This is a genomic window from Kitasatospora gansuensis (genome assembly GCF_014203705.1).
In the GTDB taxonomy this organism is placed as follows: domain Bacteria; phylum Actinomycetota; class Actinomycetes; order Streptomycetales; family Streptomycetaceae; genus Kitasatospora; species Kitasatospora gansuensis.
This window is the reverse complement of the sequence record NZ_JACHJR010000001.1, coordinates 2,066,923-2,078,700: the sequence shown is the minus strand read 5'-3', so window position 1 is coordinate 2,078,700 and position 11,778 is coordinate 2,066,923. Positions and strand designations below refer to the sequence as shown.

Here is an 11,778-nt window from a genome sequence, read left to right as displayed (position 1 = left end):
TACGGCCTTTCAGAGGGCGAAGGTCGCGACGGCGGCGGCGGTGTCGGAGGGCCATTCGTTGCCGGTGACGGCCGGGTCGGGCTGCGGGCGGCCGGTGGTCAGGGTGTGCGCCTCGACCAGGGTGAGCGGGCCCGCGTACTGGACCTGGTCGATCCGGTCCTGCGGCTCGGGCTTGCTGCCGCGCACCTTGCGGGTCGGCGACCAGGTCGCGCCGGGCGAGGCCACCGGGTCGGGGTGTGCGGCGCGGTAGGCGTCGGTCAGCCCGGCGTTCTGCAGGGCCACCGTCACCGGCCAGTTGAGGACGTGGCCGGTGGCGGCCGTCCAGTCCAGGTGCGAGGGGGAGGCCAGTCCGGCGGCCAGCAGCACCGGGGTGCCGGTGGCGATGTCGGCCTTGACGGCGGCGGCCAGCGCGGTGGCCTGCTGGCCCCGGGTGGACGCGGTCTCGGCCGCCGTCACCTGGGCCGGGGTCTGGCCGTCCTGGATCGCGTACGGGCCGTACCCGGTCTCGTCCAGGTGCGCGCCCCAGCAGCGGACCGAACGGCCGCCCGGCAGCTGGACGGTGACGCCGACGGCGGGCAGCGCGGGGGTGCTCGCGGCGGTCAGCGGGTAGCGGCTGAGGATGCCCACGCTGCCGGCCGTCTGCTGGGCGTACCAGCCGAGCGCGGTGGCCAGGGTCTGCGCGGCGGTGCCCGCGGTCTCCTGCAGGGCGACCACGTCCAGGCCCTGGGTGAGCACCACCCGGAGCTGCTTCTCCACCGGGTCGGTGAAGGCGGCGCCCGCGTTGGCCAGGTTCCAGGCCGCGACCTTCAGCCGGAGCGGTGCGGTGGCGGCCTGCACCGGCACCAGCAGGGTGAGGGTGTCGGTGTTGCCCGCCGTGTCCTTGGCCTCGACGGTGAGTACCGCGGGGTCCGCGAGCGCGGTCGCCGGGGCGGTGCCGGTGACCTGCCCGGCGGAGCTGACGGTCAGCCAGGAGACCCCGCCGGTACGGCGGAAGGTGACCGCGCCCGCCGCCCTGACCCACAGGCCGCCGAGCTTCACGCCGACCGCCGCGCCGGGGGCGACCGGCGTGGCGGTCAGCGCGTCCACCGCCAGGTGCGGGCGGACCGGCGCGGGCTTGGGCCGGAAGCTGAACGGTGCGCTCTGCGCCAGGATGCCGTAGCCGTCCTTGGCCAGCAGGTAGGCGGTGTACGGGCCGCCGGTCAGCGCCGAGGTGTCCAGCTGCACGTCACCCGAGGCGCCCGGGGTGTACTTCCAGAGCAGCGAGGAGCCGGTGCCCGGCAGCCGGGTGCCGTCGTAGATGCCGACCCAGTTCTTGCTGTCGGGGGCATCGGTGGCCCAGTGGAAGGTGAGCCGGTCGCCCTCGGTGGGGCTGGTCGGAGTGCTGAGCGCAAGCGTGCTGCCGGTCGCCACGGAGCTCCTGTCCGCCGCACCAACGCTGGTGCGGCTGGGTCGAGTTGGCTGTACAACTGACCCAATTCACTCTAGTCCCAGCGGACTTCATGTGAACAGGACATGACGAAGCGACGTGAAGGTCCCGAACTCAGTGACTGCTCCGGAGGTTGAGCACCACTACGCCGACGATCACCAGCGCGATGCCGATCCACTGCGCCTTGCCGAGCTGCTCCCCGAAGGCCACCACGCCGATCGCCGCGACGGCGGCGGTGCCCGCGCCGGACCAGACGGCGTACGCCACCGAGACCGGGATGTGCTTCAGCGCCCGGCCGAGCAGCACGAAGGAGAGCGCGTAGCCCAGGCCCACCCCGATGCTCGGCCACAACTTGCTGAAACCCTCGGTGAGTTTGAGGCAGCTGGTGGCGCAGACCTCGCTGACGATGGCCAGCGCCAGCAGCAGGTACGGCATCAGCGCGGCCCCGTGAGGCCGGCCAGCAGGGCCAGGTCGGCCTGCTCCAGGCTGTCCAGCAGGGTGATCCGCGCGGCGGCGGCGATCGGCACGGCGGACGGTACGGCCAGCACCGCGCAGCCCGCCGCGTGCGCCGAGGCGACCCCGGTCGGGGTGTCCTCGACCGCCACGCAGTCCGCCGGGTCCAGGCCGAGCCGGGCGGCGGCGGCCAGGTAGGGGTCGGGCTCGGGCTTGGTACGCGGGGTGTCCTCGGCGGCCAGCGTGACGGCGAACCAGTCCCGGCCCAGCGTGCCGAGCACCAGGTCGACCACCCGGCGGGGCGAGGCGGAGACCAGCGCGGTCGGCACGGCGGCGTCCCGCAGCTCGGCCAGCAGGGCCAGCGCGCCGGGACGGGGGACCACCTCGGCGGCCACCTTGTCGGTGAACGAGTCGTTCAGCCGCACCGCGAGTTCGAGCTCGCTGAGCGTGGTGCGGCTGGCGCGGTGCAGGTGCGCGGCGGTGTGCTCGACGGCCTGCCCGAGCACCTCGGGCAGGTCGGCGTCGGTCAGGACGAAGTCGAGCTCGGCCGCGCACTCGACGGCGGCCTGCCACCAGAGGTGCTCGGTGTCGACCAGGGTGCCGTCCATGTCGAACAGGACGGCGGCGGGCTTGCGGGCGGCGGGCTTAGCGGCTTCTGACGTGGCTTCAGGCATGGCGGTACCTTCGGTGGTGGATCAGGCGGTGCGGCGGTCGACCAGCACCGGGCGGTCGGGCAGGGTGAGTTCGGCGTTGCTGCCGATCGGCAGCGCGGCGGCGGCCTCGGTCGGCAGGTCGGCCTTGACCTCGGTGCCGTCGGCCAACCGTACGGTGAGCCGGGTGACGCTGCCCAGGAACGAGGCGGACACCACCAGCGCCGGGCCGGTCGCCGAGGCGGTCAGGCCGACGTTCTCCGGGCGTACCAGGACGTCGAGTTCGCCGTCGTAGGGCAGGGTGCCGTCCACCGCGAAGGGGCGGCCGAACAGCACCACGGAGTCGCCGGAGCGGACACACGGGATCCGGCTCATGGTGCCGACGAACTCCGCGACGAACGCGGTGGCCGGGCGGGCGTACAGCTCGGACGGGGTGGCGCACTGCTCGAGCCGTCCGGCCCGCAGCACGGCGACCCGGTCGGCCATCGACAGCGCCTCCTCCTGATCGTGCGTCACGAACAGGGTGGTGATGCCCAACTCCTGCTGCAGGCGCCGGATCTCGTCCCGCAGGTTCAGCCGGACCTTGGCGTCCAGCGCGGAGAGCGGCTCGTCCAGCAGCAGCACGCGCGGCTGCAGGGCCAGCGCGCGGGCCAGCGCGATCCGCTGCTGCTGGCCGCCGGAGAGCTGGTGCGGGTAGCGGTCGGCGTGCTGCGGCAGGCCGACCAGCTCCAGCAACTCCTGTGCCCGGCTGCGGCGTTCGGCCTTGCCGGTGCCGCGCATCCGCAGGCCGAAGGCGACGTTGTCGGCGGCGCTCAGGTGCGGGAAGAGGCTGTAGGACTGGAACACCATGCCGGCGTCCCGGCGGTGCGCGGGCACCCCGGTGATGTCCTCGCCGTCCACCAGCACCTGGCCCGAGTCGTGCGACTCGAAGCCGGCCAGGATGCGCAGCGCGGTGGTCTTGCCGCAGCCGGACGGACCGAGCAGGGCCACCAGCTCGCCCGGGTTGATGGTCAGGTCCAGGCCGTCCAGCGCGGTGGTGGCCCCGAAGGCCCGGCGCAGCGACCGGAACTCGACGGTGGCGCCGACGGCCGTCTTCTTGTCAACAGTGGTGGTGCTCATGGGGGTTGTCTCCGCAGGAGTCAGTGGGTGGTGGTGTTCCGGCGCCGCTCACGGCCGGCCGTGGACAGCAGGAGCAGCAGCACCCAGGTGATCAGCAGGCTCAGCACGGAGACCGCGACGGACATCTGGCCCTGGCTGTTGCCGACGGTGTAGATCCAGACAGCGAAGGGCTGGTAGCCCAGGATCGAGGAGGCGGTGAACTCGCCGAGCACCAGCGCCAGGGTGAGGAAGGAGGCGTTCAGCAGCGCGCCGCGCAGGTTCGGCAGCACGACCGTGAGCACCGCGCGCGGCCAGCTCGCACCGCAGTTGCGGGCGGCCTCGACCAGGGTGCGGACGTCCACCGCGCGCAGCCCGGCGTCCAGCGCCCGGTAGGCCAGCGGCAGCGACATCAGCACGTACGCGATCACCAGCACCAGCGGGAACTTGGGGTCCTGGACGAACACGAAGGTCTGGAACAGCGGCGTGTCCATCAGGTAGTCCGGGCCCCAGCGCAGCACCCCGATCAGCCCGGCGGTGAGCGCCACCGGGGGCACCACCAGCGGGAGCGTGCAGACCACTTCGAGCACCGCGCGCAGCCGGGCCGAGCCGAGCCGGGCCGCGATCAGCGCGGGCACCAGCAGGAGCAGCAGCACCGCGACCGTGACCGCGGCCAGCTCCAGCGTGAGCACCAGGCTGTCGAGGAAGCCGGGCGCGCTCAACAGGCCGGTGTACGCGGCGAAGTCGATGCCGTGGTTGGTGTCGACGGAGAACCAGACCGAGGCCCCCATCGGCACCAGGAAGTACACCCCGGCCAGCAGCAGGACGAGGCCGCGCCAGACGCGCAGGCGAGAGATCAGCTGAGCCATCGGGCGCTCCGGCGCTGGAGGGGGAGGTAGACGGCCATCACCAGGACGGCGACCAGGATCATGTCCAGGCTGAGCGCGAGCGCCAGGTTGCCCTGCCCGACCAGCACGTTGCCGGAGAGCGCGTCCGCGATCGAACGGCTGATCAGCGGCACGGTGGCGCCGACCATCGCGGCCGCCGTGGCGTACGCGGCGAAGGCGCTGCCGAACAGCAGCACGAAGCCGCCGAGCAGCGAGGGGAAGAGGATCGGCAGCGCGACGTGCCGCCAGTACTGGAAGCCGGTGGCCCGGTTGTTCTGCGCGGCCTCGCGCCACTGCACCCGGAGGCCGTCGAGCGCCGGGGTGACGGTGAGCACCATCAGCGGGACCAGGAAGTACAGGTACACCACGGTCAGGCCGGTGAACGAGTAGAGCGACCAGCCGTGGTCGGTCAGGTCGAACATCTCGGTGATCTCACCGGCGTTGCCGAGGGTGGCGACGAAGGCGAAGGCCAGCGGCAGACCGCCGAAGTTGGCCAGCACGCCGGAGGCGGTGAGCACCGCCTCGCGCAGCGCGCGGAACCGGGAAGTGACGACCGCCTGGGCGATCGGCAGGCCGATCAGGGTGGCGATCAGCGCGGTCAGCGCGGAGAGCTTGACGCTGCTCCACAGTGCGGTCTGGTACGCGCCCTGGACCGAGTCGGTGAGGTTCGCCGTGGTGAACTCGCCGGCGCCGGTCTCGGCGTCGCTGGAGGCGGTGAACGCGCCGATCACGATCGCGACGGCCGGCAGGCCGAAGCCGACCAGGAAGAACAGCAGCAGCGGGACGGTGGCCAGCCACGAGCCGCCGAGGCGGCGCAGCGACCGGACACGCTTGCGGGGGACGGGAGTTGCGGTGAGGACCCCCGCGCCGCCACTGAGGTCAGTGGCGGCGGGGGTCGGCACCGGGGTGGGAGCCGTGGTCATTTCGGTGATCAGCCCGCGATCGCCTTGGTCCAGTTCTCGGTCACGACCTTCTTCGCGGCCGTGATCTGCTCCGGGGTCGGGAAGACGGTGAACGGCTTCTCGATCACGGGCAGCTTCGCCGCGGCGGCGGTGTCCAGGGTGCCGTCCTTCTTCATCGCCTCGAACAGCGACGGGTTGGCGTAGCCGCCCAGGAAGAGGTTCTGGCCCTCGGTGCTGAACAGGTACTCCTGCCACAGGCGGGCGGCCGCCGGGTGCGGGGCGAACTTGTTGACACCCTGGTTGTAGTACTGGGCGTAGCTGCCGTCGACCGGGATCGAGACCTGCCAGTCGATGCCCTTCGGCTTGAACTGGTCGGTGTAACCGGCGTTCAGGTAGGACCAGTCGATCGAGATCGGGGTCTCACCCTTCTCGATGGTGGCCGGGGTGGACTCGACCGGGTTGAAGTTGCCGGACTGCTTCAGCTTGCCGAAGAAGTCGATGCCGGGCTGGATGTTGTCCAGCGCACCGCCGTTGGCCAGCGCGGCCGCCATGACGCCACCGAAGGCCGAGCCGGACTTGGTCGGGTTGCCGTTCAGCGCGACCTTGCCCTTGTACTCGGGCTTGAGCAGGTCGGCGAAGGTCTTCGGGCAGTTCGGGATCTTCTTGGCGTCGCAGCCGATCGAGATGTAGCCGCCGTAGTCGTTCACGCGGGCGCCGGCCGGGTCCTTCATGGTGTCGGCGACCTTGGCGAAGTTGGCCACCTTGTACGGGGCCAGCAGGCCGTCCTTGACCGCCTGGATGGCGAAGGCGCTGCCCAGGTCGACCACGTCGGGGGCGCGGTCCTGGCCCTTGCGGGAGGTGATCGCGTTGATCTCGTCCTGGCTGGAGCCGTCCGGGTTCTCCTCCTCGACCTCGAGGCCGTACTTGGCCTTGAAGCCGTCGATGATCTTGCCGTAGTTCGCCCAGTCCCGGGGCAGCGTGATGACGTGCAGCTTGCCCTCCTTCTTGGCGGCGGCGATCAGGGCGTCCATGCCACCGAGATCGGCTGCGGAGGTGGCGTCCTTGGCCTCCTTGGTGCCCGCCTTCGGGGCGGTGTCACCGGACTTGGCGGTCGAGCCGGCCGAGCCGCAGGCCGACAGGGAGAGCGCGGCGGCGGTCAGCACGGCCGCGAGGGCGGCGGCACGGGAACGGTGCGTGATCACGGGTGGATCTCCTGAGGAAGGGGAGTTCGCGAGGGGAGGGCCAGCTGACGCTGTGCCAAGTTGGCCAGCCAACTTGGCTGCCGGAGGTAAGTACGCCGGAGTCCGGTGACGGGAAGGTGAACGGATGCCCCAGTACAGGGGGCGGCTGCGGGAACGGTGTCGACGAGGCGACGCGGGTAGATCGTCAGCGGCTACAGTCGGTGGCATCCGCACCGTCTGGGTGCGACAGGACACCGCGCCAGGAAGGACGTTGACGCACGTGGCACTCGACCAGGACCGTGGCACCGGCTCGCTCTACCGCAAGGTGGCCGCCGACCTGCGGGAAGCGATCACCTCGGGTTCGTTCGGCGACGCCGGACGGTTGCCTGCCGAGGGTGCGCTGGCCGAGCAGTACGGCGTCTCCCGGGGCACCGTCCGCCAGGCCCTCGCCGTGCTGCGTGCCGACGGCCTGGTCACCTCCCGTCGCGGCACCCGCCGGGTGGTGCTCGGCACCGCCCGGGTGCAGAGCTTCTCCGAGCTGCTCTCCTTCACCCACTGGGCCCGCTCGATGGGCGAGGAGCCCGGCGGCCGGCTGGAGTCCCTGATCCGCCGCCCCGCCGACGCCGCCGAACGCGAACAGCTCCGCCTGGAGCCCGGCACCGAGGTCTACGTGACCCTCCGCCTGCGCACCCTCTCCGGCACCCCCGTGATGGTCGAACGAACCGTCTACCCGCCCCTGGTAGGCGAGTTGGTCGCCCAGCTCCCCCCGGACGTGGTCTCCCACACCGAGCCCCTGCGCGAACACGGCATCCTCTTCACCGACGCCGACCACACCATCGACGTGGTCGCCGCCAACGCCGACGACGCCCGCCTCCTCACCTGCCGCCGCGGCAGCCCCCTCCTCCGCGAGAAGCGCCGCACCACCGACCCCACCGGCACCCCCGTCGAGTGGTCCCAGGACCGCTACCTCCCCGGCACGGTGGCGTTCTCCATCCACAACTCCCTGGCCTCCTCCGCCCTTTCGCGGCACGCACGCGAAAGCGACTAGGCAGATGCTCAGGCATCTACGGTCAGGGGCTCGGGGAACTGCGACGCCGACCTCAAAAAAGGTGATCGCGGCGTAGGTGGTCAGGCACTTTCGCCTGTGACCCGCACGCCAGATCTCCTCGCAGTTCCCCGAGCCCCTGGACCGTAGGTGCTTGCTCAGTTGCCCATCAGTCGCCCCAGCAGCGCCCGGAAGTGCTCGAAGCCCGGCGTGACCGCGTCGGCGTCCTTCGCGAGGTCGTCCCACCGCCGGACGGCAACCGCGTCGGCCGCCCCCGGCAGCGCAGCGAACGCCGCGGCCTCCGCATCGCTCATCGGTCCGCCCTGCACCTGGAGGGTGAAGACCGAGGCCTCGGAGAGCAGCGCCAGGTAGGAGGGCTCGACCGCGCAGAGGTACCGCTTGGCGGCCACGTGCAGCCGGATCGGTTCGGTCACCTCGGGGCCGAACCACCGCGCGAGCCAGTCCGCGCCGGTGTGGCTGTGCCGGTTGTCCTGCCCCGCCATCAACTCCAGCCCGGAGCCGCCGAAGTGGCCGACGTCGTGCAGCAGGGCGGCGGCCACCAGGTGGTCGGGTGCGCCGGCCGCCTCCGCCAGTGCGCCGCACTGGAGCATGTGCTCCGCCATCGTGACGGCCTCACCGAGGTACTCCCCGGCGCCCTCGCCTTCGAAAAGCCCGGCGAGAGTGTCGAGGGCGGCGGCCCGCCGCTCCAACACTGCGAGCGTGGAGGCCAGCGAGTCCAGGTCGGCGTAGCAGCCCTGCAGGTGCCGGGCGCCGTCCTGTTCGAAGGCGGTCCTGGCGTGCAGCAGGCGGGTGTTGTCGAAGATCAGGCAGTCGCCGGGGCCGAGCCGGAACTCCAGCTGGAGCTCGGGTCGCAGGGTGATCTCCGCGAACCGCCGGTACGCGCGGTAGAACGCCTCGACGTCACCGCCCCGCAGGGTGCCGATCGAACGGTTGTTGAACCGCACCTCGCGGATCCGCCCCAGCGTGTCCACCTCGATCAGCGGCCGGTCGGCCCGCAGTTCGGTGCCCCGGTCGCGGAACACGAACGGCACCGGCGTACCGGTGAGCACCGCGAAGTCCGCCGGGTGTTCGGCCCGCAGCAGGGCAGCCGCGCGGAAGCCGTCCACCAGGCCGGAGTCGCCGCCCTCGGCCTCGTTGCGCAGGCAGTGCAGCAGTTGCAGGGTGGGCACCGGGTCGCGGTAGGGGTTGTCGGTGTGCGGGGCGATCGCCACGTTGGTGAAGGCCAGGTTGTTGGCGTCGGCCTCGACCCGGACGTCGAACAGCTCGCCGTAGTTGGTCTCCCGGACGTACCCGAAGGTCCGGGCCACCGCCAGCACCTGCCGCTCGACCGCCGGCACCTCCCGCAGCAGCGCGAAGCCGAACCGCCGCACCGCCCTCAACACGGCCACCCGCTCGGCCGGTTCGGCGACGTACGCGGCCCAGTCCGCCTCCGGCAGCCCGGCCGCGAAGTCCGCCGCGGCCCAGAGCGGCTTGCCCAGCTCCGTCCGCCCGTCGTCGTCGGACGCACCCACCAGGAAGTCGACCGGATACCGCGTGGAGTGCCCGTCCGACCACTCCACCACCAGCACCCCGTCGGCCTCCGTCGAGTCACCGATCGTCAGATCGCCGGGCAGGTCGGTGATCTGGAACAGCTTCTGCCCCGTGCGCGGGTCGCGGCAGTCGGCGCAGGGGCAGTTGTCGCGCAGCCAGTACGGCGAGAGAGTCATCGCTGGGTCCTCCAGGAGCAGAAGTTGTACATACAACTCTGACCACCCGAAGTGGCCTCCAGAAGGCCGCGACACGAACAACGGCCGACGGGCGCCCCTCCGGCAGGAGGAGCGCCCGTCGGCCGTCCGCGGGGTCAGGCGCGGTACGAGGCCCAGGAGTTGGTCATCCGGGTGACCTGGCCCGGGGTGAACTGGGTCATGCAGGAGTCGTAGGTGTAGTCCATGAAGTTCTTGATCGGGTCGAGGCCCGGCTTGCTGGTGCAGGTGTCCCGGCCGGTCGGGCACTCGAAGGCCGCGCTCTTCTCGGCGGGGGTGTCGCTGACGTAGTCGCCGTTGCCGTTACAGCCGCCCTGGAAGGTGTGGTAGAGCCCCATCCAGTGGCCGACCTCGTGGGTGGCGGTGTCGCCCTCGTTGTAGTTGGTCGCCGAGCCGCCGGGCAGCGAGGCGTCCAGCATGACCACGCCGTCGTCCGACGGGTTCGAGTTGTACGAGCTCGGGAAGGTGGCCCAGCCCAGCAGGTCCTGGCCGAGCTTGGCGGTGTAGATGTTCAGCGCGTTGGCGCCGCCCTTGCGCAGGGTGGTCTTCATGCTCTTCTCGGCGGTGGAGCCCGGCGTGATGCCGTTGTACCAGGTCGAGTTGTCGGTGTAGTCGGTGGCGGCCAGTGAGAACGAGAACGGCGTCGCGGTGTTGCCGGTGCCCTGTCCGCCGTACGCCGCGTTCAGCACCGCTATCTGCTTGCTGATGTCGGTCGAGGTGAGCTTGCCGGTGGTGCCGCTGTGCACCACGTGGAAGTAGACCGGGATGGTGGTGGCCGCCAGCGAGCCGCCCGCCAGCAGCTGCTGGCCCTGGGCCGACTTGCGCAGCTGGGTGACCTTCGCGCTCAGGTCGGCGTCCATCGCCTTGGCCTGGGCGTCGGTCAGCGCGTTCGGCTCGGCGGTGTGGCCGCCCTTGATCTGCCGGGCCGCGGCGTTCTCCTCGGCCTGGTCGGCGGTACACGCGGCGGCACCCGGCGCACCGAGCGCACCGATCGCGGACGGCACGGCGAACTGACCTGCGGTCAGCACCCCGGCGAGGGCGGCGACACTGAGCAGCCGGCTGGAGGCATGGGCGAGGGAAAGGACAGGACGACGCATCTGCTCTCCTGGTGAAACCGTGGGGGTGGGGCGGTGAGGGGCCGCCGAGCAGAGAGGCTACGCAGCATCGACGTGCACGCGTCATACCTGAACCGGCCGTAAAATATTCGGCCCAGCGGCCCTCGGGCCGCAGATCCTCCCTGGTGAACCCCCTGCCGCACACAGGTGTTACTGCCACGCAACACGGCGTGCTGTCCGAAAATCGCCCCTGAATCCGAGGTTTGGCCGGATCAGGTGGAGTCGCGGACCACCAGCTCGGTCGGGAGGATCACCGTGGACGGGTCGTCGCCGGCGATCTGGGCCAGCAGCAGGCGGACCATCTCCTCGCTGATCCGGTCCCAGGGCTGCCTTATCGTCGTGAGCGGGGGACGGGCGGCGAGCGCGGCGGGGGAGTCGTCGAAGCCGCCGACGGCCACGTCACCGGGGACGGTGCGGCCGGCCCGGGTGAGGGCGGTGAGGGCGCCCTCGGCCATCAGGTCGGAGGCGACGAACAGGGCGTCCAGGTCGGGGGATTGCGCCAGCAGGTGGTCGGTGGCGGTCTCGCCGCTGGTGCGGCTGTAGTCGCCCTCGGCAACCAGGCGGTCGTCGTACGGGATGCCGTACTCGGCCAGCACCTCGCGGTAGCCCGCCAACCGCTCGACGCCACCCGGAGTGTCCTGCGGGCCGGTCACGGTGGCCACCCGGCGGCGGCCGGTGTCCAGCAGGTGCCGGACCATCTCCTTGGCGCCCTCCCGGTCGTCGGCCGCGACGTACGCGAGCCGGCCGCGGTGGCCGAGCGGCTTTCCGCAGGAGACCACCGGGAGTTCGGCCTGCCGGAGCTCGGCCAGGATCGGGTTGCCCGCGTGCGAGGAGACCAGCAGGACGCCGTCGGCGTGACCGGCCGCCAGGTAGCGGGTGACCCGGCGGCGTTCGGCCTCGTTGCCCGCCGTCATCAGGATCAGCGGGATGTCGTGGTCGGCCAGCGCGGCCGTGCAACCCCGCAGCAGGGTGACGAAGTTGGGGTCCTCGAAGAAGCGCTCCTGCGGCTCGGTGAGCAGGAAGGCGACCGACCCCGAGCGCTGGGTCACCAGGCTCCGGGCGGCCCGGTTGACCACGTAGCCGAGCTTCCTTATCGCCGCGTTCACGGCCTCCAGGGCAGCGGGGCTGACGTTGTGTCCGCCCTGGAGGACGCGGGAGACGGTGCCGCGCGAGACGCCCGCCTCGGCGGCGACGTCGTGGATGGTCGGCGGACGCCGGGTCTTGCCGGTCCTGCCGCGGGGCGCGGGTTCCGTCATGGGTG

11 protein-coding genes are annotated in these 11,778 nt (G+C 71.7%); 1 reads left to right on the top strand and 10 read right to left on the bottom strand.

Features of this window, described 5'->3' with window-relative positions; all coding sequences use genetic code 11:
• Positions 1-9: 9 nt before the first annotated feature.
• From F4556_RS09150 to F4556_RS09120, 7 genes are all read right to left on the bottom strand, one after another.
• Positions 10-1,410: an endonuclease/exonuclease/phosphatase family protein gene (locus F4556_RS09150; protein ID WP_184913259.1), complete on the bottom strand. Its 1,401-nt coding sequence runs from the start codon at positions 1,408-1,410 to the stop codon at positions 10-12.
• A 130-nt stretch (positions 1,411-1,540) separates the two neighbouring features.
• Positions 1,541-1,861, bottom strand: coding sequence for a DMT family transporter (locus tag F4556_RS09145; protein ID WP_184913257.1), 321 nt, complete (start codon positions 1,859-1,861; stop codon positions 1,541-1,543).
• Positions 1,861-2,553 carry an HAD family hydrolase gene (locus F4556_RS09140; RefSeq protein ID WP_184913255.1) on the bottom strand — a complete coding sequence of 231 codons (693 nt, stop codon included), beginning with the start codon at positions 2,551-2,553 and terminating at the stop codon, positions 1,861-1,863. The genes F4556_RS09145 and F4556_RS09140 overlap by 1 nt, the downstream gene beginning before the upstream one ends.
• Before the next feature lie 21 nt (positions 2,554-2,574).
• Complete coding sequence (locus F4556_RS09135; protein ID WP_184913253.1) at positions 2,575-3,648, bottom strand: ABC transporter ATP-binding protein; 1,074 nt, start codon at positions 3,646-3,648, stop codon at positions 2,575-2,577.
• A gap of 20 nt (positions 3,649-3,668) precedes the next feature.
• A complete protein-coding gene (locus tag F4556_RS09130; RefSeq protein WP_184913251.1) occupies positions 3,669-4,493 on the bottom strand; it encodes an ABC transporter permease subunit in 825 nt (274 codons plus the stop codon).
• Entirely contained in the window at positions 4,481-5,434 is a 954-nt protein-coding gene (locus F4556_RS09125; protein WP_184913250.1) for an ABC transporter permease, read from the bottom strand. The genes F4556_RS09130 and F4556_RS09125 overlap by 13 nt, the downstream gene beginning before the upstream one ends.
• An 8-nt stretch (positions 5,435-5,442) precedes the next feature.
• Positions 5,443-6,615: an ABC transporter substrate-binding protein gene (locus tag F4556_RS09120; RefSeq protein ID WP_184913248.1), complete on the bottom strand. Its 1,173-nt coding sequence runs from the start codon at positions 6,613-6,615 to the stop codon at positions 5,443-5,445.
• 259 nt (positions 6,616-6,874) lie between these two features.
• Here F4556_RS09120 and F4556_RS09115 point away from each other — a divergent pair, with 259 nt between their 5' ends.
• On the top strand, positions 6,875-7,642 hold the full coding sequence (locus F4556_RS09115) for a GntR family transcriptional regulator (protein WP_184913246.1): 768 nt from the start codon (positions 6,875-6,877) through the stop codon (positions 7,640-7,642).
• Positions 7,643-7,797: 155 nt separating this feature from the next.
• On the opposite strand, the gene tmpA is transcribed toward F4556_RS09115, so the two are convergent.
• The 3 genes from tmpA to F4556_RS09100 form a co-directional block, all read right to left on the bottom strand.
• The gene (tmpA, locus tag F4556_RS09110; RefSeq protein ID WP_184913244.1) at positions 7,798-9,366 is read right to left on the bottom strand and encodes a 2-trimethylaminoethylphosphonate dioxygenase; all 1,569 of its coding nucleotides are present in this window, start codon (positions 9,364-9,366) and stop codon (positions 7,798-7,800) included.
• A gap of 134 nt (positions 9,367-9,500) precedes the next feature.
• Complete coding sequence (locus tag F4556_RS09105) at positions 9,501-10,499, bottom strand: zinc metalloprotease (protein WP_184913242.1); 999 nt, start codon at positions 10,497-10,499, stop codon at positions 9,501-9,503.
• Between the two features lie 230 nt (positions 10,500-10,729).
• Positions 10,730-11,773 (bottom strand): LacI family DNA-binding transcriptional regulator, encoded by a 1,044-nt coding sequence (locus F4556_RS09100; protein ID WP_184913240.1) that lies wholly within the window; start codon positions 11,771-11,773, stop codon positions 10,730-10,732.
• Between the last annotated feature and the right edge of the window lie 5 nt (positions 11,774-11,778).

Excerpts from the sequence above, each read along its gene's own strand:
- F4556_RS09145 (WP_184913257.1), bottom strand. The coding sequence starts at position 1,861 with ATGCCGTACCTGCTGCTGGCGCTGGCCATCGTCAGCGAGGTCTGCGCC.
- F4556_RS09140 (WP_184913255.1), bottom strand. The coding sequence starts at position 2,553 with ATGCCTGAAGCCACGTCAGAAGCCGCTAAGCCCGCCGCCCGCAAGCCC.
- F4556_RS09135 (WP_184913253.1), bottom strand. The coding sequence starts at position 3,648 with ATGAGCACCACCACTGTTGACAAGAAGACGGCCGTCGGCGCCACCGTC.
- F4556_RS09130 (WP_184913251.1), bottom strand. The coding sequence starts at position 4,493 with ATGGCTCAGCTGATCTCTCGCCTGCGCGTCTGGCGCGGCCTCGTCCTG.
- F4556_RS09125 (WP_184913250.1), bottom strand. The coding sequence starts at position 5,434 with ATGACCACGGCTCCCACCCCGGTGCCGACCCCCGCCGCCACTGACCTC.
- tmpA (WP_184913244.1), bottom strand. The coding sequence starts at position 9,366 with ATGACTCTCTCGCCGTACTGGCTGCGCGACAACTGCCCCTGCGCCGAC.
- F4556_RS09105 (WP_184913242.1), bottom strand. The coding sequence starts at position 10,499 with ATGCGTCGTCCTGTCCTTTCCCTCGCCCATGCCTCCAGCCGGCTGCTC.
- F4556_RS09100 (WP_184913240.1), bottom strand. The coding sequence starts at position 11,773 with ATGACGGAACCCGCGCCCCGCGGCAGGACCGGCAAGACCCGGCGTCCG.